The organism is Vibrio sp. Y2-5, from assembly GCF_014596725.1.
In the GTDB taxonomy this organism is placed as follows: Bacteria; Pseudomonadota; Gammaproteobacteria; order Enterobacterales; family Vibrionaceae; genus Vibrio.
This window is the reverse complement of the sequence record NZ_JACVEG010000001.1, coordinates 144,145-164,234: the sequence shown is the minus strand read 5'-3', so window position 1 is coordinate 164,234 and position 20,090 is coordinate 144,145. Positions and strand designations below refer to the sequence as shown.

Annotated in this window: 15 protein-coding genes; 8 read left to right on the top strand and 7 right to left on the bottom strand. The window is 44.5% G+C overall.

Features of this window, described 5'->3' with window-relative positions; genetic code table 11:
• The first annotated feature begins 117 nt into the window (after window positions 1-117).
• Window positions 118-1,497, top strand: coding sequence for an MFS transporter (locus HUO09_RS00675; protein WP_188232708.1), 1,380 nt, complete (start codon window positions 118-120; stop codon window positions 1,495-1,497).
• Between the two features lie 82 nt (window positions 1,498-1,579).
• Window positions 1,580-3,043, top strand: coding sequence for a pyruvate kinase (gene pyk / locus HUO09_RS00670; protein ID WP_188232707.1), 1,464 nt, complete (start codon window positions 1,580-1,582; stop codon window positions 3,041-3,043).
• 109 nt (window positions 3,044-3,152) lie between these two features.
• Here the strand turns inward: pyk and HUO09_RS00665 are convergent, their stop codons facing one another.
• On the bottom strand, window positions 3,153-4,574 hold the full coding sequence (locus tag HUO09_RS00665) for an MDR family MFS transporter (RefSeq protein WP_167412204.1): 1,422 nt from the start codon (window positions 4,572-4,574) through the stop codon (window positions 3,153-3,155).
• Between the two features lie 608 nt (window positions 4,575-5,182).
• Between HUO09_RS00665 and HUO09_RS00660 the strand changes: the two genes are divergently transcribed.
• From HUO09_RS00660 to csdA, 4 genes are all read left to right on the top strand, one after another.
• Entirely contained in the window at window positions 5,183-5,965 is a 783-nt protein-coding gene (locus tag HUO09_RS00660; RefSeq protein ID WP_188232706.1) for an outer membrane protein OmpK, read from the top strand.
• 114 nt (window positions 5,966-6,079) lie between these two features.
• On the top strand, window positions 6,080-6,988 hold the full coding sequence (panE, locus tag HUO09_RS00655; RefSeq protein WP_188232705.1) for a 2-dehydropantoate 2-reductase: 909 nt from the start codon (window positions 6,080-6,082) through the stop codon (window positions 6,986-6,988).
• Entirely contained in the window at window positions 6,985-7,584 is a 600-nt protein-coding gene (locus tag HUO09_RS00650) for a DJ-1 family glyoxalase III (protein ID WP_167412207.1), read from the top strand. The genes panE and HUO09_RS00650 overlap by 4 nt, the downstream gene beginning before the upstream one ends.
• On the top strand, window positions 7,585-8,796 hold the full coding sequence (gene csdA / locus HUO09_RS00645; protein WP_188232704.1) for a cysteine desulfurase CsdA: 1,212 nt from the start codon (window positions 7,585-7,587) through the stop codon (window positions 8,794-8,796). It abuts the gene before it with no gap.
• A 245-nt stretch (window positions 8,797-9,041) separates the two neighbouring features.
• On the opposite strand, the gene csdE is transcribed toward csdA, so the two are convergent.
• The 4 genes from csdE to HUO09_RS00625 form a co-directional block, all read right to left on the bottom strand.
• Entirely contained in the window at window positions 9,042-9,470 is a 429-nt protein-coding gene (gene csdE, locus HUO09_RS00640; RefSeq protein WP_167412209.1) for a cysteine desulfurase sulfur acceptor subunit CsdE, read from the bottom strand.
• Window positions 9,471-9,487: 17 nt separating this feature from the next.
• Entirely contained in the window at window positions 9,488-10,297 is an 810-nt protein-coding gene (gene tcdA, locus HUO09_RS00635; protein WP_188232703.1) for a tRNA cyclic N6-threonylcarbamoyladenosine(37) synthase TcdA, read from the bottom strand.
• 142 nt (window positions 10,298-10,439) lie between these two features.
• Window positions 10,440-11,543 carry a murein transglycosylase A gene (mltA, locus tag HUO09_RS00630; protein WP_188232702.1) on the bottom strand — a complete coding sequence of 368 codons (1,104 nt, stop codon included), beginning with the start codon at window positions 11,541-11,543 and terminating at the stop codon, window positions 10,440-10,442.
• Between the two features lie 75 nt (window positions 11,544-11,618).
• Window positions 11,619-12,071, bottom strand: coding sequence for a DUF2850 domain-containing protein (locus tag HUO09_RS00625; RefSeq protein WP_188232701.1), 453 nt, complete (start codon window positions 12,069-12,071; stop codon window positions 11,619-11,621).
• 155 nt (window positions 12,072-12,226) lie between these two features.
• On the opposite strand from HUO09_RS00625, the gene argA reads away from it, so the two are divergent.
• Together argA and HUO09_RS00615 are read left to right on the top strand one after the other, a co-directional pair.
• On the top strand, window positions 12,227-13,564 hold the full coding sequence (gene argA / locus HUO09_RS00620; RefSeq protein ID WP_167412213.1) for an amino-acid N-acetyltransferase: 1,338 nt from the start codon (window positions 12,227-12,229) through the stop codon (window positions 13,562-13,564).
• A gap of 256 nt (window positions 13,565-13,820) precedes the next feature.
• Window positions 13,821-14,000 (top strand): hypothetical protein, encoded by a 180-nt coding sequence (locus HUO09_RS00615; RefSeq protein WP_167412214.1) that lies wholly within the window; start codon window positions 13,821-13,823, stop codon window positions 13,998-14,000.
• A 93-nt stretch (window positions 14,001-14,093) separates the two neighbouring features.
• Here HUO09_RS00615 and recD read toward each other — a convergent pair whose 3' ends face one another.
• Both recD and recB read right to left on the bottom strand, forming a co-directional pair.
• Window positions 14,094-16,250: an exodeoxyribonuclease V subunit alpha gene (recD, locus tag HUO09_RS00610; RefSeq protein ID WP_188232700.1), complete on the bottom strand. Its 2,157-nt coding sequence runs from the start codon at window positions 16,248-16,250 to the stop codon at window positions 14,094-14,096.
• Entirely contained in the window at window positions 16,247-19,867 is a 3,621-nt protein-coding gene (gene recB, locus HUO09_RS00605; protein WP_188232699.1) for an exodeoxyribonuclease V subunit beta, read from the bottom strand. Before recB ends, recD begins: the two co-directional genes overlap by 4 nt.
• Between the last annotated feature and the right edge of the window lie 223 nt (window positions 19,868-20,090).

The window sequence follows — 20,090 nt, the reverse complement described above, 5'->3', positions numbered from 1 at the left end:
ACTCATTTGTGTCAGTTTTGCCTCAAATCGCCGCTTTTGAGGCTTTTACTCACTTGATGAATGATGACTCCAACGAACACCCCTGTTTGGTTGTCGTGAATAACGGAGAGCACTTTTATGTTCAATTTTTTTAAATCTCGCCCTGACGCACAACTCTTGGATTTACCCAAAGAGAAAATGCAAAAACTCTACAAGAGTTATCAGTGGCAGGTCTTTTCAGGCCTAATTTTTGGTTACGCAGTATTTTACGTAGTTCGCATGAGCCTTGGCGTTGTTAAAAAGCCTCTGCTTGATGCTGGCATATTGTCTTTGGCAGAACTCGGCATCATGGGTTCAGCCTTCTTCTTCACTTATGCCTTCGGTAAATTCCTCAATGGATTCTTATCGGACTACGCCAACATTGGCCGATTCATGTCGGTCTCACTATTACTTTCGGGTATTGCCGCAATCTTCATGGGGATGAACAGCACAGCGTTTTTCTTCGTCCTGCTTTGGGGTTTAAACGGTTGGTTCCAGTCTGTTGGTTCAGCACCATCTTGTGTATCTATTTACCAATGGTTCTCACCAAAACAACGTGGTAGTCGCTACTCTATTTGGGGTGGTTCACGTAACATCGGTGAAGGTATTACTTGGATTCTAACAGCCTCTCTAGTGAGCTACTTTGGTTGGCGTGCAGGTTTCATTGGTGCAGGTATTGCAGCAATCGTTGCTTGTTTAATCATGATGAAACTACTGAAAGACCGTCCACAAACTTATGGTCTGCCTGATCCAGGTACTGCTTTTGGCGAAGGTACTGAAATTAAGAAAGCTTCTGATCCAAAAGAAACACGTCGTGCACAGATGTTTGTTTTGAAACAACCTGTTCTATGGCTAATCGCAGCAGCATGTGCATCTATGTACATTGCACGTTACGCAATGTCTTCTTGGGCAGTACTGTTCCTACAAGAGTCAAAAGGTTACTCACTGATCGATGCTGGTTTTGCAATGTCTATGTACCCAACTGCGGGTCTGGCTGGTGCAATTCTATCAGGGGTTGTTTCTGACAAAGTGTTCAAAGGGAACCGTAACATTCCAAACCTAATGTACGGATTGTTAAACATCGCTGGTATGTGCCTGATGTTCTTTGGCCCAGATAACCGCATTATCGATGCTGTTGCACTAAGTATGATTGGCTTCTCTATCGGTGGTCTAGTGGTATTCCTAGCGGGTCTGATCGCTTGTGACTTAATGCCTAAGAACGCTGTTGGTGCTGTTAAAGGTTTGATCGGTCTATGTTCTTACATCGCCGTTTCAGCACAGGAACTGATTTCAGCCTCACTCATCACTATCACTGAAATTGATGGTGTGAAGAGCTACGATTTCGGCAACGCTCAGTACTTCTGGTTAGCTTCAGGCGTCGTCTCTGTACTGCTTGCCCTGACAGTCTGGAATGCGAAGAAAATCGTCGATATTGACGAAGTAGAAAACAAAAAATATCAAGCGTCACCAAGCGTTTAAACGCGACTAAGAAGGAGCTGTTTTCAGCTCCTTCTTCCCTTCTTTATTCCCTATCTTTAGTAGCCTTTTATAGGAATTTTTTATGTGTAAGACCAAAATTGTCGCCACTCTTGGCCCTGCTAGCCAAACGAGAGAAAAACTGACTCAACTTATCCGCGCTGGAGTGAACGTTGTCCGACTCAACTTTTCCCATGGCAGTGCTGAAGAACATATTGAACGCGCCAAGCTTGTTCGCACTATCGCTGAAGAACTCAATACTACGGTTGGTGTATTGGTTGATTTACAAGGTCCCAAAATTCGCATTGCTTGTTTTGAACAAGGCAGCATTCAACTGACCGCTGGTGATACATTCATTCTGGACGGCCAGTTACAACCAAACGCCGGAAACCAAGAGCGCGTTGGTTTAGATTACCCACAACTCATTCAAGACCTTAATTGTGGTGATATTCTCCTGCTGGACGACGGACGCATTCAACTTAAAGTGACTGACGTAAACAAAGAGAGTGAGCAAGTTACGACTCAAGTAATAAACAATGGCAAGCTATCTAATCGTAAAGGTATCAACCTATTGGGGGGCGGACTTTCAGCGCCGGCTCTGACTGATAAAGACAAACAAGACATACTTACTGCCGCTCAACTTCGAGCCGATTTCCTTGCGATTTCATTCCCGAGAAACGGTGCAGACATTGATTATGCTCGTGAACTGGCACTAAAAGCCGGTTGTCATGCTCAAATCGTTGCCAAAGTGGAACGTGCTGAAGTGGTAAGTAGTATTGAATCAATGGACGACATCATCCATGCATCAGATGTGATCATGGTCGCTCGCGGAGACCTTGGTGTAGAGATTGGTGATGCCCGTCTACCAAATGTGCAAAAAGCTCTGATTACTCGTGCCAAATACTTGGGTAAACCAGTAATTACCGCCACGCAAATGATGGAATCCATGATTGAAAACCCACTACCAACGCGTGCTGAAGTGCTAGATGTAGCCAATGCCGTAATTGATGGTACGGATGCAATTATGTTATCAGCGGAATCTGCAGCTGGTTTATATCCGGTTGAGGCGGTTGAGGCGATGGTAAGAATTGCAACAGGCGCAGAAGAACAAAGTACATGTGCTCAAGGTTGCTGGGATAAACTGCAACACCTTTGCAATGATGCAGGCAAAAGCTTTGCGCTCTCATCGATGATTTCAGCTTCTAAAGTACATAAAGATCTTGGCGTTGCCATTATTACTCAACATGGTGAAACACCACTTCTTATGTCAAGATGCCAGAGTAAAGCTACCATTTGGGCAGTCTCTGATAAGCCAGAGTTGTTGAGCAAATTAACTATTTTGCGCGGTGTGACACCTATATACATGACGAACATTGATACGAACGCGGAAGCATTATCTAAACAACTGGTTGGGCATCTCTCAACACAGGCGAGTGAAAAGGAAATTACCTCTCTTTTAGTGACTCAATTAGAATCCGTTGAAGGTGTCGGCAGCGTGAATGTTTGTCGTCTATTACACCTTACCGCACATGAAGATTTGGCAGCTTAAGTGTAGGGCTTAGTTGCTTTAGGTCCGTCCCCCCCGAGACCGACCCCTCCCCTGCTCCACAGGGTTTCTTGGCCTGCCTCTATAAGCAGGCCCTTTTTATTGATCCGTCTTACGTATAATCGTCCAAATGAATGCGAGGCGCTCTTGCGGCATTTAACGCACACATAAGAGCAAGCGAGCCTGCGAGTAAAAATCCGGTTTGAAAAGCGTTAAAAATTACAGGTTGGGGCGTATTAAGTAATTCACTCAATGACCCTTCTGCACTGAAGTTGGGGATTAATGAATAAATCAAAGTGCCAAACACCGCAGTACCAGCAGAGGCACCAACAGATCGGCTTAACGAGCCCATTGATGTGATTCGACCTAAGTTTTCTTTACCTGCAATGGTCTGAATTTGTAATTGAGTTGATGGCATAACCGTTCCGAATCCCAGACCGCATAAGCACCCAAATGCACTGACCATATAAGGTCCAAAATCAAACATCGCCAACGAGAAAAACGCCAAACTGCTTAGCGACATACCGATTACAGGCAACCATTTCGGCACACCAGTTTTAGCGATCACCTTCCCTGTAATATAAGAGCCACTAATCATCCCTGCCGACAATGGCATCAACAATAGTCCAGCACTAGCTGCAGACGTATTTAAGCCAACCTGAAGAAAAATGGGCAAGAAAAACACTAATGAAAACAAGCATGCTGCAAACAGAAATGTGGAAGTCAGTGGAATATAAATTTCTTTTTGAACCAACAAACTTAAAGGTAGAAATGAATGAGTAACTCTTTTTTGTTGCAAAACAAACGCAAACAAAAGAACAGCGAAAGTCACCAATAAAGCCAAGCTGGTAGACGAATTCCACGGGAAGTAATGACCACCAGCAGACAACCAATAAATAATCGTGGTCATCATGCTTGGAAACAGAAGTAATCCAAAGAAATCTATCGATTTTTTCTCAGGTATACGGCTGACTTGTTCAAGCTTTGTTAAACGATACAGTGCAAACACAATTAATGGCAAATTGAACCAAAACAACCAATGCCAAGTTAAATAGGTCACCACAACGCCGCCGAGCACAGGGCCACAGATACTGGATAAAGCAAACAATGAGGCAAAATAACCTTGGAACTTAGCTCTTTGTCTGGGCGGAACATATTCACTAATTAACGCTTGAGACAGGCTCATTAAACCGCCACTGCCTAGCCCCTGAACAATCCGTCCAAATACTAAACCGTGCATACTCACGGCTAACGCACAAAGCACTGACCCCAACGCAAAAATGCAAAGCGCAATCATCAGCATTTTTTTACGACCATACTGATCGCCAAGCCAACCATATACTGGTACAGAAGCTGCACCTGCAAGCATGTAACCAATAGCAATCCACGATGAAAGCTGAATATTACCCAAATCTCTGACCATGACAGGTGTTGCAGTTGCTAACAGTGTTTGATCGATAGCCGCCAGAAACATGGGTAAAAAGACTGTGGTAAAGATGGTAAGAAAGGTTTTCTTATCTATCGGCTCCGACATGGTATTCCTTCATTGATGACAAGTGCCAATATCATACACTGAAATAGCGTTTTATTAATCTTACGGCTACAAGAGCTTCACTTTCATTTGGTACAAGTTATTGTATAAAAAGATTAAAACATCATTTTCAACAAAAAAGCATTGCCAATATATCAATTAAATGAGCAAAGAAAATTAACTCATTCAATACTTAAATTTGCTATAGAGATACGTAATCCAATCAGCAGAAAAGTCAAACAAACCTAACACCACCCCATACAAAACAAGGCTTACAAAACAGATTGAATACCAATGATATTTCCAATGAATATTTAATAACCCAGTATTTCCCAAGCTTTATTAACAAAACATGTTGGTTAATCGATATGCTTCAAAAACAAAAGCCACTCAAACTTAAGTGATTAAAATCACAATTAAAGTGCAATAAAATGAAATAACAAAATAGTTCATTTTTTATTTAAATTAATTAGATCTACATCACAATGTTTATCCACTTTTGCAACTTTTCTCACTTTTAATTGAGATTTAAATCGCTATCATGCTCCCAAATTGGACAGGCGGTAATCAAGCCGATCCTGAATTGATACAAAACATAGAGAGTTACCCTTATGCGTAAATCACTTCTTACTCTTGGCCTGTTAGCAGCAACTTCTGCTCCAGTTATGGCTGCTGATTACTCAGATGGCGACATCCACAAAAACGATTACAAGTGGATGCAATTCAACCTGATGGGTGCTTTTGATGAGCTTCCTGGTAAATCTAGCCATGATTACCTAGAGATGGAATTTGGCGGCCGCTCAGGAATCTTTGATCTTTACGGCTACGTTGACGTTTTCAACCTAACAAGCGATCCAGGTAGCGACAAAAACGGCAAAGAAAAAATCTTTATGAAGTTCGCGCCTCGTATGTCTCTAGACGCGCTGACTGGCAAAGATCTATCTTTTGGTCCAGTACAAGAGCTATACCTATCAACTCTTATGGAATGGGGTGGTAACTCTGGCGTTAACTCTCAAAAAGTTGGTCTAGGCTCTGATGTTATGGTTCCTTGGTTAGGTAAAGTAGGTATGAACCTGTACGGTACTTACGACTCTAACAAGAAGGACTGGAACGGTTACCAATTCTCTATGAACTGGTTCAAACCTTTCTACTTCTTCGAGAACGGTTCATTCATTTCTTACCAAGGTTACATTGATTACCAATTTGCAATGGAAGACAAATACTCTTCAGCTAGCAACGGTGGTGCAATGTTCAACGGTATCTACTGGCACTCAGACCGCTTCGCTCTAGGTTACGGTCTTAAAGGTTACAAAGATATCTACGGTATTAAAGATACTGATGGCTTCAAGTCAACTGGCTTTGGTCACTACATCTCAGCAACTTACAAATTCTAATATTTGAAGTCTAAATTGCTCGAAAGGCGCCGATTGGCGCCTTTTTTATTGCTTTCCCAGTCTTGCTCATTATCCTTAGCCGCAGAGATTATTTAACGGTGATTTTTGGGAAATATGAATATCGTCATTGTTGGCCCGGGTGCAATTGGCAGCCTATGGGCGTACAAACTGCATCAGGCTGGACACAAGGTTTCCTTGTGGGGCACCAAGCAAACCCAGCAATGGATGTTGGCAGCGGATGATTCCCCTGAAATTCTATTTAACTATAACCAACCACAGACTCTTATCGATGCGGATCTTTTACTGATCACAGTAAAAGCATGGCAGGTTGAAGCCGCCATAACGCCACTCCTACCCCATGTGAATAAAGATACCATTCTGTTTTTTATGCATAATGGTATGGGTGCTGTAGATGACATCGCAGAGCTGATATCCGACTATCCGGTCGTCATCGCCACCACAACCCACGGCGCACTTAAAACCGATGCTCATCATGTAAAACACACGGGAGTTGGCCAAACTCAGCTTGGCGCATTCAATTTCTCTGATAAACCAAATAAAAAAGGCGAGCAATGTACCTTTTTGGTTGACGTGTTGAACCACGCTTTACCGGCTGTATCGTGGAACTCAAATATACAGCTTGCTCTGTGGAATAAATTAGCCATCAACTGCGCAATCAATCCCCTGACAGCCATTCATCAATGCCTGAATGGTGAATTAGCAGAAGGGAAATTTCGTCCAACACTAAACGCTGTGATTGATGAGTTAGTGTCGGTGATGCAAGCAGAAAAGATTCCCGTCGACAGGAACCAACTGACAACCACCATCGACAATGTCATTCGCGCCACAGCAGCTAATAAATCTTCAATGCATCAAGATATTTTCTATCGTCGTCAAACCGAGATAGACTTCATTACAGGCTACCTTGTACGTAAAGCTCAACAACATGGCATAGAAGTGCCTGCCAATACTGAGTTGTACAAGCAAATCAAATTATTAGAACAACAACGGAAAACATCATGACTAAACGCATACTCGTTCCTATCGCTCCGGGTACGGAGGAAATGGAAGCGGTAACCATCATTGATATTCTGGTACGTGCTGACTATCAAGTTGTGGTTGCGAGTGCCGATTTTGAAGGCAAACTCACCATGAAGGCGTCTCGTGGCGTAACCTTAACAGCTGATTGCAAGTTGGTTGATATCGCAGATGAAGAGTTCGACGCTGTTGTTCTACCAGGGGGTGTACAAGGCTCAGAGAATTTCCGTGACAGCACCGTTTTGGTTGAAATCATCAAACAACAAAAGTACGACGGACGCCTAGTTGCCGCTATCTGCGCAGCGCCTGCCGTCGTTCTGGTTCATCATGACCTGTTCCCAGGTGCCTTGATGACAGGTCACCCGAACTTTAAAGACCATATTCCTGAAGATTTATGGCGTAACCGTCGCGTCACTTACGATGTGAACAACAACCTTCTCACCAGCCAAGGTCCAGGATCAGCCTTAGAGTTTTCTATTGAGATCATAGCCTTACTCTCTGGTAAAAAGTTGGCTCGTGAAATTGCACTACCTATGGTGCCTGTGCCACAACTGAACTATGAAAAATACGGTGAGGCATAAATGCTGGATATCAACGGTATTCGTGCACAATTTCCAGCCCTGTCTCAGAACATCAATAATGAACCCTTGGTGTATCTCGATAGCGCAGCAACCACTCAGAAGCCTCAAGTCGTTATTGATGCGATTACTCACTACTACAGCGCACAAAATGCCAATGTGCACCGTGGCAGTCACAGTTTAACCGCGCACGCTACCAGCCAATTTGAAGCAGCAAGAGACAAGGTCGCTCAATTTATTGGTGCCAAGAGCAGTAAGAGTATTATCTGGACTCGCGGTGCGACGGAAGCGCTGAATCTCATAGCTCAAACCTATGCGAGAAACACGCTTAAGGTCGGTGATGAAATACTGATTAGTGAGATGGAACATCACGCGAATATTGTGCCTTGGCAAATCGTTGCACAGCAAACGGATGCGACGATCGTAAAAGTCCCGATGACGAAAAATGGCGAGTTCGATTTAGCGGCATTCCATCAATTGCTGACCACTAACACCAAAATCGTCGCATTAGCTCACATCACTAACGTGACGGGCTGCCGTCAACCAATTGAGGACGTGATTCAAGCCGCTCATAATAAAGGGGCTATTGTCGTTGTCGATGGTGCTCAGGGCATAGTGCATGAAAAAGTGGATGTCTCTGCATTAGACGCTGATTTCTATGTATTCTCTGGCCACAAACTCTATGCTCCTGCGGGTATTGGGGTTCTTTACGGAAAGTTAGATCTGCTAGAGGCGATGCCACCTTGGCACGGCGGCGGAAAAATGGTCGAGAAAGTGTCGTTCTCTGGCACCACCTTCTCTGGCTTACCAGGCAAATTCGAAGCGGGTACTCCAAACGTAGCCGGTGCGATTGCTTTAAGCTGTGCGATTGACTGGTATGAGAGCTTTGATAGAAATGCCATCGAAGATCATATTCATCAGCTCCAACACAAAACTTATCAGGCGTTAAGTGCGATTGATGACATTCGTGTATTGGGCTACCAAAGTAACGCCAGCATCTTAAGTATTGTTATGGATGGTGTTCATCATCAAGATTTAGCGACTTTGCTTGATCAACAAGGAATCGCGGTTCGCGCAGGACATCATTGCGCCCATCCTCTGATGGAAGCGTTTGGTGTCAAAGGAACTGTGAGAATTTCGTTTGGTATCTACAATACGGATGAAGATGTCGAACGCTTAATTGCAGCCATCGAAAAAGCTGTCGACATGCTGTAATTCCACCGCTTTTAGCTTTTTCTTTGCCTTATTCCTCCATTCAATTGGAACTATGTTCAGCTATTGCCAGACAGGACGTCTGGCAAAGTGTTGACGGACACAGGATGTGGCCTACAACACGGTAGCTCGAAACAGAGTGGAAATTGGATGAAAGAGAGGAATATCGGCAAACGGGCTTTTTGGTGACTTTTTTGCCTGCAGAAAAAAGTTACATAGCCACGACAGTGGCTATCAATAAATGAAAATTAAACAGCGATCTCTTTTACTTTATCGATGATAGCCTTCAAGCCATTTCCACGAGAAGGGCTCAAGTGCGTAATAAGTCCGAGCTGTTCGAAGTATCCATCGACATCAAAATCTTGGATCTGTTGAGACGTTTTGCCTTCAAAAGCAGCCATCACTAGGGCAATCAATCCACGTACGATACGTGCATCAGAATCAGCGCAGAAATGCCAGATCCCCTCTTCTTGCTGGCTAACCAACCAGACTAAGCTTTCACATCCCGAAACAGTAACTTGTTCACTTTTCAGTTCTTCTGGCATCACAGGTAGCTTTTTGCCCCACTGAATCACCTGACGGTAGCGGTCTTCCCAGCCGTTAAACTGTTGCATGGTCTGCACTATGTCTTCGCTGGTGATTTCGATGCCAAAAGGTGAGGCTGGAAAAGCAGTCATGAACAATACTCCAGAGATTACTTACTGTGTTTCTGAATGATTTTTTCAACGATACGCGCAACGGCAACAAAACCGAATGTTGCGGTAACGACGGTAGCAGCACCAAAACCAGACGCACAATCCATTCGTTTAGGACCTTCTGCAGTCGATTTAGTCGCACATACTGAACCATCCGCTTGTGGGTACTTGAGATGTTCTGTTGAGAAAACACAGTCGATACCAAACTTGCGTGCCGGATTGGTCGGGAAATTATGGTGCTGACGCAGACGATCTTTGATCTTCTTCGCCAGAGGATCTTGAATAGTTTTGGTCAGATCAGCCACTTTGATTTGCGTAGGATCGGTTTGACCACCAGCGCCGCCAATCGTAATCACTTTGATCTTGTTGCTACGGCAATAAGCAAGCAAAGAGGCTTTTGCTTTCACACTGTCAATCGCATCCAACACATAGTCATAATCTTTGGTCAGATACTCATGCTGATTGTCGGGTGTGATGAAATCATCAATCAAATTAACTTTGCACTCAGGGTTAATTAGCTTAACGCGTTCTGCCATCACTTCAATTTTGCTCTGACCAACAGTACCAGACATAGCATGAATTTGACGGTTAATGTTGGTCACACAAACATCATCCATATCAATCAGCGTCAACTCACCAATACCTGTTCTTGCCAGCGCTTCAACAGCCCATGAACCGACACCGCCAATGCCAATGACACATACATGCGCTGCACGTAGGATATCGACTTCGCTATTACCATACAGTCGACGAGTACCGCCGAATCGTTGGTTATAGCAATCTGAGGCTGGAGTATCGAGTTCACGCATGACAACAATCCAAATTTAAAAGGGTTGAAAAAGAAAGAGTGCGATTTATACGCACTCTTAATATAAATGTCCAGACCATCACATCCAAACTCCGCCAAACTTATTGGCGTTGTAGGTAGACAATAAGTAGCAGACTGAAAAGTTATTCCAACTTCTCGGGTGGTAATGCCCAAGGTGCCTGCAATGGCGAGTTCTCAAGCCCTAACTTCCAAACACGACCAAAGTGTTTGTAGTGCCCAGCTTCAGTACCCGCTCTTGGTCCCATACCATGATAAAGATCGAGATGGTTCTGTTTTACCGCGCCACCTGTATCTAACACTATCAACAAACGTAATTGGTGAGCGCCAGACCAAGTGCCATCCGCATTCAACAAAGGCACTTCCGCCAAAATTGGCGTTCCCATCGGAAACAGAGTGCGATCGCCCGCTACCGATGCCATTGGTAATAAAGGAATACCTGCCGTCCCCGTTACTGGTGCAGCCGCTCTTGGTTGGAAAAAGACATAAGAAGGATTCTGTTCCAGAAGCTCTTTCACTGCTGCTTCATCATTCGAATGCGCCCACTCATTGATGGCTTTGAGCGACATCTTTTCACGTTCAACCAATCCTCGCTCAATCAGCACTTTGCCAATGCTGATGTAAGCCTTGTTATTTTTACCTGCATAAGCAAAGTATTCTAAAGTGTCATCGTCACCAAAGTGCACAAAGCCACTGCCCTGCACTTCCATAATAAAAGGATCAATTCGGTTTGCCGCATACCCTAGTTCAAGCCCTTGTCCATCAAGTGCGCCATCATAGATTTGCGCTCGTGTCGGACACTCAATCTCACACTTAGGCATGCTGTGAACGGGATACTTAAAGGTTTCGTCAGGAGTATGACGCAGCTCTATCACCGGAGAAAAATACCCTGTGAACAAGACATTGCCTTTACTATCACCGCCGCCTAACTGAGCAGACTGGATACCAAACTGAGAGAGCTGAGTAGTATCACCACTTTCTATTACCCACTCGTTGAGCTTCTCATAGAGAGGACCAAAGGTTTTGGCCATAGAAGGAGAATTGACAACCACTTGCTCACTTTGCTTCGCAAATTCGGTAAAGTCGCGCGGTTTATTGGATTCCACCACATCCACTTTATTCAGTGTTCTGGCAAAAGGTTCGTCTAAGTATTGTTGCGCTCTGTCGGTCGGTTGAGCACAACCAAACAGAAGCGCTAAGCTGGCAAGAGAAAGAAGGCGTTTGTTCACTGAAGGCATCCCATATTGAATTCGACCGAAAGGATGACAAACTAACTACCGAAGCGCAATTGCGAAATTGTTAAATTAGTTTTTTCCTGACATTCGGAAAATAGGTTTGTAATGAGCGCTGGTTAGCTGCTTCATTTCCGTATTTTCAGGATTCGTCATTTGAAACTTGTATTCCTGCCCCGCCACCTTGAAAGTTAAATAGTGTCCATCGAAATCATACCGAGTGGTATAAACACGCCCTTCCATCATGATGCCGTCAGAGCCAATTTCCAGCCTTCGCGTTGAGTAGTAAGCTACGTCTTGCTCCACCCAGACACCGTATATCTCTTGTTTTGGCGATAGGGTGCTTTTTATTCTCTCAATCACATTTCCGTAAAGAATTGCCGCTACAATACTTCCCAAAATAAAGAGCAAGATTAGGAAGAGTTCCAACCGTTTTCTGTTTTTCACACTACTGCCATTCGTCGCAGAGTCTGTTTGTGAATTATTAAACATTTGGTCTCGATTTAATTTTTCTGCTTTAGGCATCGTATCTCTTACTTAGAACTAAATTAATTCAACACTGCCAGTACAGAATTGAAAAAATAGTCGCGTTAACCTACTAAAAACCGCTTGCTCACAATTGAATAAAAAGTCATTATTCAGACATATTTAAACAACCATAACCATAAAGAGTGTCATCAGTGAAAATTCGTAGTACCGCTCTTGTTAAAGGCTTTAGACAGTCAGCTCCCTATGTTAACGCTCACCGTGGAAAAACCATGGTTGTGATGGTGGGCGGTGAAGCAATTGCCGATAAAAATTTCGCGAATATTATTAGTGATTTGGCTCTGCTACATAGTCTTGGTGTCAAAGTAGTGCTTGTTCACGGCGCGCGCCCACAGATAAATCAGATTTTAGAGACAAATAACCGCACCACTCCGTATCACAAAGGCATTCGAATCACTGATGAAGAAGCCTTAGGCTTGGTTATGCAAGCCGCTGGTCAACTTCAACACGCGATTACCGCGCGCCTTTCAATGAGCTTAAACAACACGCCAATGGCCGGTACTCAGCTCAATGTGGTCAGCGGAAATTTTGTGATCTCTCAACCACTAGGTATAGATGATGGCGTCGACTATTGCCACAGCGGAAAAATTCGCCGTATCGATATCGATGGCATTAATCGTATGCTCGACCAAGGTTCTATTGTCCTGCTAGGCCCAATTGCGAGTTCAGTCACTGGCGAATGTTTTAACTTGCTCTCAGAAGAAGTGGCGACACAAGTTGCGATAAGATTAAAAGCTGAAAAGCTGATCGGCTTCTGTTCCGAACAAGGCATCATGGATAGCGAAGGCAATTCGATTGCAGAACTTTACCCTGCTGAAGTGAATAACCTAATTGAGAAAATGGAAGCTGGAGACGATTCCAACGGAGAGGAAAGATCGGGCACACTGCGTTTCTTGAAAGCAGCGGTGGCCGCTTGCCGAGCTGGCGTTCCTCGCAGCCATTTGGTCAGTTACAAAGAAGACGGAGCGTTAATTCAAGAGCTGTTTTCTTTTGATGGTATCGGTACGCAAATAGTAAAAGCGAGTACAGAGCAAATTCGCCAAGCACAGATCGATGATATCGGCGGTATTTTTGATCTGATTCGTCCATTGGAAGAACAAGGCATATTGGTACGTCGTTCACGTGAGCAATTAGAGCAAGAGGTTCACAAATTCACCATCATTGAAAAAGATGGGCTGATCATTGGTTGTGCGGCTCTTTACCCTTATCCAGAAGAAGATATGGCGGAGATGGCGTGTGTGGCAATTCACACCGAATACCGAGATGGAGATCGTGGCGCATTACTGCTACGTCACATGAAACAACAATCTAAGCTAATGAATATAAATAAATTATTTGTATTAACTACGCATAGCTTGCACTGGTTTAGAGAACAGGGCTTCATCGAATATGGTGTCGATGCACTGCCAATGTCAAAACGTCAGCTTTACAACTATCAACGTCGCTCAAAAATACTCATTCTTAAACTTTAGTCACATAAATATATTCAATTAATAGCAGATGTAATATTTATATCTACTGTTAATTGAATAATCAGTATATTAATTTGTATTTTAGATGTTCATTAATTAATCACTTTTCATACAACACAGAGCTGTGTAAAATCTCGCCACTCGTGACATAGATCACCTTATTGCATTGAGTTGGAATTCTACCTAATCGCTTAACTTAGGGAGAGCACGGATTGCTTCAACGATAAATAACTTATTGAAGAGCAAACTAATTTATATGAAAACCGTAATTTGTAATTCGCTACAAAGCTTCTGGGATATGGCAGATCATGACTTCCTTGAAGGCCTAGACGTACATTGCGTGTTTCCCGTCAGTGACTACCTAAAAAGCTTTATCTTAGGCTCACAAACGCGCTATAAGATTCGTAACATCACTTTTTCAAAAGCTGTTTGCTAACACCTTTTGTGAATTTGCTAGGCAGCCAAGGAAGGTTGCTAGAATCTCAGCCTGTTACTAAAACTACACATTTTCTCAACGAAAACAGTGGAGTTACCCTTTTAAGCGTTCAACCAGTCCACTCGCTCGTTCTGTCTTAAACTGAATACCTCGTTTCAGCACACCGATATCACAATACAAAGCCAGACGCTCTTTCGCTCGGGTAATACCTGTGTAGATGAGTTCTCGTGTCACTATCGGGCTGTACTCCGGCGGCAAAATCATCGCAGTAAACTCAAACTCACTACCCTGTGATTTATGAATCGTCATGGCAAACGCGGTTTCATGCTGAGGAACTCGGCTTGGCAATACGGCTTTTACGCTGCCATCAGGAAGCTCAAAATAGACTTTGAGTCTTTGTTCTGCGTCCTCTTCATCTCTCATGCAAATACCGATATCGCCGTTATACAAACCAAGAGCATGATCGTTTAGCGTTACCATCACAGGGCGACCGTGATACCAAAGCTCCTGCTGAGTTTTAATCAAATTGCGAGCCGCCAAAGCACGCTCAATTCGATGATTAAGTCCTACCACACCAAAGTCACCTTCACGCACAGCACACAACAAACGGCTTTGACTGAAAGCTTTTAACACCGCTTTGGCTTTACTTGCCATCGTTTCAAGTTGCAAGCTTTCAAGAGACTCTGTTGTTATATCAGCTTTGTTGCGCTCGCCTGCTCGTTGAAGATAAACAGAATACGCGTCCACCAGAGATTTAATCATCTGGTTATAGTTGTCACTGCTTAACGGGTAATGATGGATATCCGAGAAATCTTGATTCCAGACTTCATCTACCTTCGCTGCTCTGCCGCTGTTTATCGCTTTAGCCAATTGTCCAATACCGGATCGGGCATCAAAGCGATAACTCTTTTGCAGCATACACAAGCTATCTGCAACGCTGCTGTGTGAAATCTTGAGATTGGTAGATGAAACTGGATTGCCCAAGGAGTTGAAACCAGTCAGTTCAGAGAGCAACTTGCCTTGCGCGGCGCTGTATCCGTTATCAATAAATGAGCAGATATCACCCAACACCGCCCCCGCTTCAACGGAAGCAAGCTGGTCTTTATCACCAAGTAAAATCAAACGTGCATGGCTAGGCAGTGCATCGACCAGTTTTACCATCATGGACAGATCCACCATGGAAGCTTCATCCACCACCAGCACATCTAAGTGCAGCAGGTTTTTGTTGTGATGACGAAACTCAGCACTGCCCGGAATGGCGCCAAGCAGGCGATGAATGGTACTGGATGTGGTTGGAATAGCAGATTTTAACTCCGGTTCTACAGCTAAACTTTCTACCGCTTTACCGATAGATTCAGTCAAACGAGCCGCCGCCTTACCGGTTGGCGCGACCAACTTAATATTCGGTGTATGACCTTGCTGCTGCGATTGGCGAATTAAAGCTGCGAGTAATTTGGTGACCGTCGTAGTTTTACCGGTTCCCGGTCCTCCGGAAATGACCGCAAAGCGACGAGTCAAAGCCACTGCTGCTGCCACTTTCTGCCAGTTTAAACAGCAGTTAGCAGGAACAAGGGCATCAAGCGGTTGAAGATCTTCCATTCGCTGAACACTAGTGAGCACGGCATCGATTGCAGTCCAGTTCAGTTGGCCATCGTCGATCACATCAAGGTAATCACACACCATTCGCTGACGACTGACCTGAGAAGTCTCACTGCTTTTCAAGGCTTTAAAAAGAAATCGGTAGTCGCGTTCAAATAACACATCGAGCAGCTCTTTTAGTTTTTGTACATCTGTAGGCTTTAAGATCATCGGTGACCCAAAGCTCTGTAATCTGTGTGCTAGAGTGACTTCATAATGCCAGTACCGATGCAAATAGAGCCTCTGCCCATCAAACATCAGCGGAACCGCCTCCCCTTGCAAGCCAACCAACTTTGAGCTTGGTAAAATTCGATTCCAATCCGCATTCACCCAAAGCGGATTCACCGCTAAAGCCGCTTCACCATACAGACCCAGTTTGGCGGACAGATCAACGCTGCTGCCGTGACTATCCCACAGTGCTAGACAAATATTGCCTTTACCCAGTTCCGCGCTGACGGCTGCGACCAATAAGAGAAAGGCATTTTTTTCCTGCGTACTCAGTTCGTCTCCAGACAAAAGAGAAGCGACAAAACGAGCAAATTGATAATCAAGCTGGCGAATACTGCCCTGCTTAGCCAAACGCGCTAACACATCCAAAGCTTGTGTGCTCATAATCCTAGCTCCATTTGCCCTGTTGACGTTGTGCGTTCATCTAGCTCTTTACCTTGTATCAGTAAATCCAGTTCTTCTAACATTGTTTGGCTTGGTTTTGCATTGAAAATACCGTGCTGCGCTTTGCCATCCATACCGCGCAGGAACAGATAGTAAACACCACCGAAGTGTTTGTTGTAGTCATAATCCGCTAAACGACTTTGTAAAAAGCGGTGCAGCGCTAATGCATACAACTGATATTGCAGATCGTATCTGTGTTCTGCCATTGCTGAAGCCAAGCGTTCACCGTGGTAAGCCTCGACTTCATTGCCTAAATGATTCGATTTCCAATCCAGAACATAGTATTTGCCTTCATGCTCAAACACTAAGTCGATAAAGCCTTTCAGCATCCCCTGAACGGTGTAGAACCCCAGATCACCCGCCTTGGCAGAAAGAGGATCATGGCGTTGAACTACACGGTTTAACGCTGGTGCGGTAAGAACTTCAATTGGCAACAAAAATTCCATCTCAACCAATCTCTGATGAGGTTGTTTTTGGTTAAGCAGTAACTTTTTACCATCTAGCGGAGTCGCCAACACATCGTTCACCAGCTTTTGGATCACAGGTAACCATTCCATCTCTAACTGTTCTAGTTCCAGCAGATGACTGATGATTTGCGTGTTGTGTTCGCTGTTTGCAGATTCAGTGAACTCAACCTCTTCAAACACTGTGTGCAAGAAAGTACCGGGGCGCGCACCTCGCGGAAAAGTGAAAATGGTTCGTTCTATTTCCGTCTCGGTCAGGTCATCATGTTCGTCTGCAGAATCTACATCGAAACCTGCAATTTCTATTGTCGCGTCATGTTCTTTTTGATGACTGCCCTGTTTCACCAAACCCGAATAACTGGTAATACGCCAAAAACGGTCAATCTCGCTTTGCAGCTCCTTGGCTATAAGAGCTGGCAGTGTTTGTTCTGACGGAGTAAACACTGTGTCATGTGCTTCTGGAGGCGAAGTAACACAGACAGAAGATAAGTGTTTTGCATGGGATTGAACGGACTGAGTCAGGAGATCGATCCCCCCCTCCTGCCCGTTTTGCAACAGATAGCCGATAGCGCTGTGATGAACACCTGTTGGCTCTTTGGTTGAGCGACCATTACGCAGAGGGGCAACACCGATAAAACAGCCATAAACCGAACGGGTTAATGCCACATAAATCAAACGCAAATCTTCCGCTAAACGTTCTTTGTCCGCCTGTTGCAGAGCCTGTTTATCACCAGTGATATCCAGCAGGGTTTCACCGCTGGCAGTGTCGTAAAACTTACCTTCGCTCGCTTCTCGATAGCTGACCACAAACGGCAAAAACACCAAATCATATTCCAAACCTTTGGATTTGTGGATGGTAACGATCTGCACCAGATTTCTTTCTGACTCTAAACGTTGAATCGCTTCATCATTGCCACCCATCCCTTGCTCGGCATCGGTGATCGTTTGAGCCAACCAACGCAATAAGCCGTGGTCACTATCAATATCTTGAGTGGCTTGTTGTAACAGCTCGCTAATGTGCATGAAATCGGTAAGGTTTCGCTCTCCATCCGTCTCTTCTAACCAGCGTTCTGCAATATGACGAAGACTTAAAACAGATCGAAGCATTGGCAGCACGCCACGCTCAAGCCAAAGCTGTCGGTACTGCTTAAACTCGTTAACGGCTTTTTCCCACTCGTTTTCATCGTTATTGAGTGCATCAAGCTGCTTCGAATTCAGCGCAAACAGTGGCGAGGCTAAAGCCGCGCGTAGCGCTCTGTCATTTTCGGGAGTAAGCACGGCTTGCAGTAAACGTTGAATATCTTGAGCAATTGCACTGGTAAACACGCTATCACGGTTAGACAGATACACACTGGCAATACCTTGTTTCGCCAGTGCTTCTTTAATCATTCGACCTTCATTACCTGTTCGAACCAATACGGCAATGTCACCCGCTTGAATCGCTTTGTCTTTCCCACAACTAAAGTGTGCCAGACCTTGCTGCGCCGCCGTTAAAATAGTTTGAATCTGACTAGCGGTAGCCTGAGCCATAACATCCAAATAACTGCCTTTGGTTACTGGCGCACTTTCCGTTTCTTGCAGCCAATAAGTCAATGCGGGTTGCTTCTCACCATTTAACAACCACTCTTTTTTAGCGGCGTACGGGTTTGGATTGACGGGTAAGAAAGGAATATCGGCATCATAAATAAACGGGCTGTCAGCCAGCTTAAATACTTGGTTAACCGCCTCGACCATATCGGCGCTTGAACGCCAGTTGGTTCCCAAGGTGTAATGGGCCGCAACCTGATTACGCGCTTTAATGTAGGTAAAAATATCCGCACCGCGGAAAGCGTAAATCGCCTGCTTAGGGTCACCGATCATAAACAAACCACACTCAGGATTGTTCAGATAAATGCGGCTGAAAATACTGTATTGCAGCGGGTCGGTATCTTGGAATTCATCGATCATTGCCACCGGATAAAGATGGCGTATGCGCTCAGCTAATAACCCCTGTTCATCGCCGTCGATAGACGCAGACAGTTGACTCAATAGATCATCAAACGACAACCACTGTTTGCTCGCTTTGGCTTTCGCCAACATAGCGCGGCAATGATGAATAGCGTGAGCAACTAAAGGCGCTTCAATTGTTATTGGCTCAGCTAAGAACTGTTCAATAACATTAAAAATCTCAAGTTGAGGCGGATTACCTTTCTTAGATTTCTCCGTCAGTTTGCTTTGAGCAAACTCCGATAACGCTTCAGGCACCAGCAAATCGTGTGTAGCAGAACTCGCCCACTGAGTCAGACTTTCGATCCGTCTTAATAGTGCATTTTGAGAGTTCTTATGCAGATCGGAGCCGGCAATACTTGGCTCAATATCCTCCAGAGCAGCAAGCCATTGCGTCTTGATAACATCAATTTTCAGCAGATTGTTTTTATGCAATTCAGCCAGATCGCCGTCCATCATAGGTGTGGTCAGTGACAAAGGAATACCCGATAAATAACCACCAATTTTTTCTAACAGTACAGCGGGAGACGACCACAAGCGTCGAACTTCGGCCGCCAAATTTAATGGCAAAGGATAGAACTGACGACGCCAGTAGTCGGCGACGACTTGCGCTTTCAAATGACTTTCATCGGTGACAAATTCGTTGTTAAAGCGGCTGCCTGATTCAAAAGCATTTTGCGTCAGCATTCTTTGACAGAAACCATGAATGGTATAAACCGTCGCTTCATCCATCTGACGTTCAGCATCCAGCAGAAGCTTGGCTGCGTAAGCGTGATCCGCATAGTCGTTGAGTAAAGGTTCAATCACGGGGTCATCGCTGTGCCCTCGAGAGAAGGCTAAGCGGGCATCATGAATGCGCGCTCGGATACGATCGCGTAGTTCAGCGGTCGCCGCTTCAGTAAAGGTCACCACTAAGATTTGCTCAACGGTTAAAGGCACTTGATGGCGGCTTTCTTCACTTCCATGTCCCAGCAGCAGGCGCAAATAGAGCCCCGCAATGGTAAAGGTTTTACCGGTACCCGCAGAAGCTTCTATCAAACGCGCGCCATGTAGTGGAAAAGTCATGGTCTCTAGTGGCGTTGCTACGATACTGGAAGGAAGATTCATTCGTTATTATGCCTTTCGTTAAACCAATAATTGTGTCGCAAAATTTATGTGATCTTGTTTAAGAATTTATATGTTGGTGAATGCAAGCGTCAACGCTCAGATAGTTATGCGAGTAGCTTCACAGAACGCACCAACTTGGAACATTACACTGCACCCACTTAATGCAAACTTAGTTTATAAAAGAACCACTTATAGGTTATACAAACTATCCGTTTTAAAACGC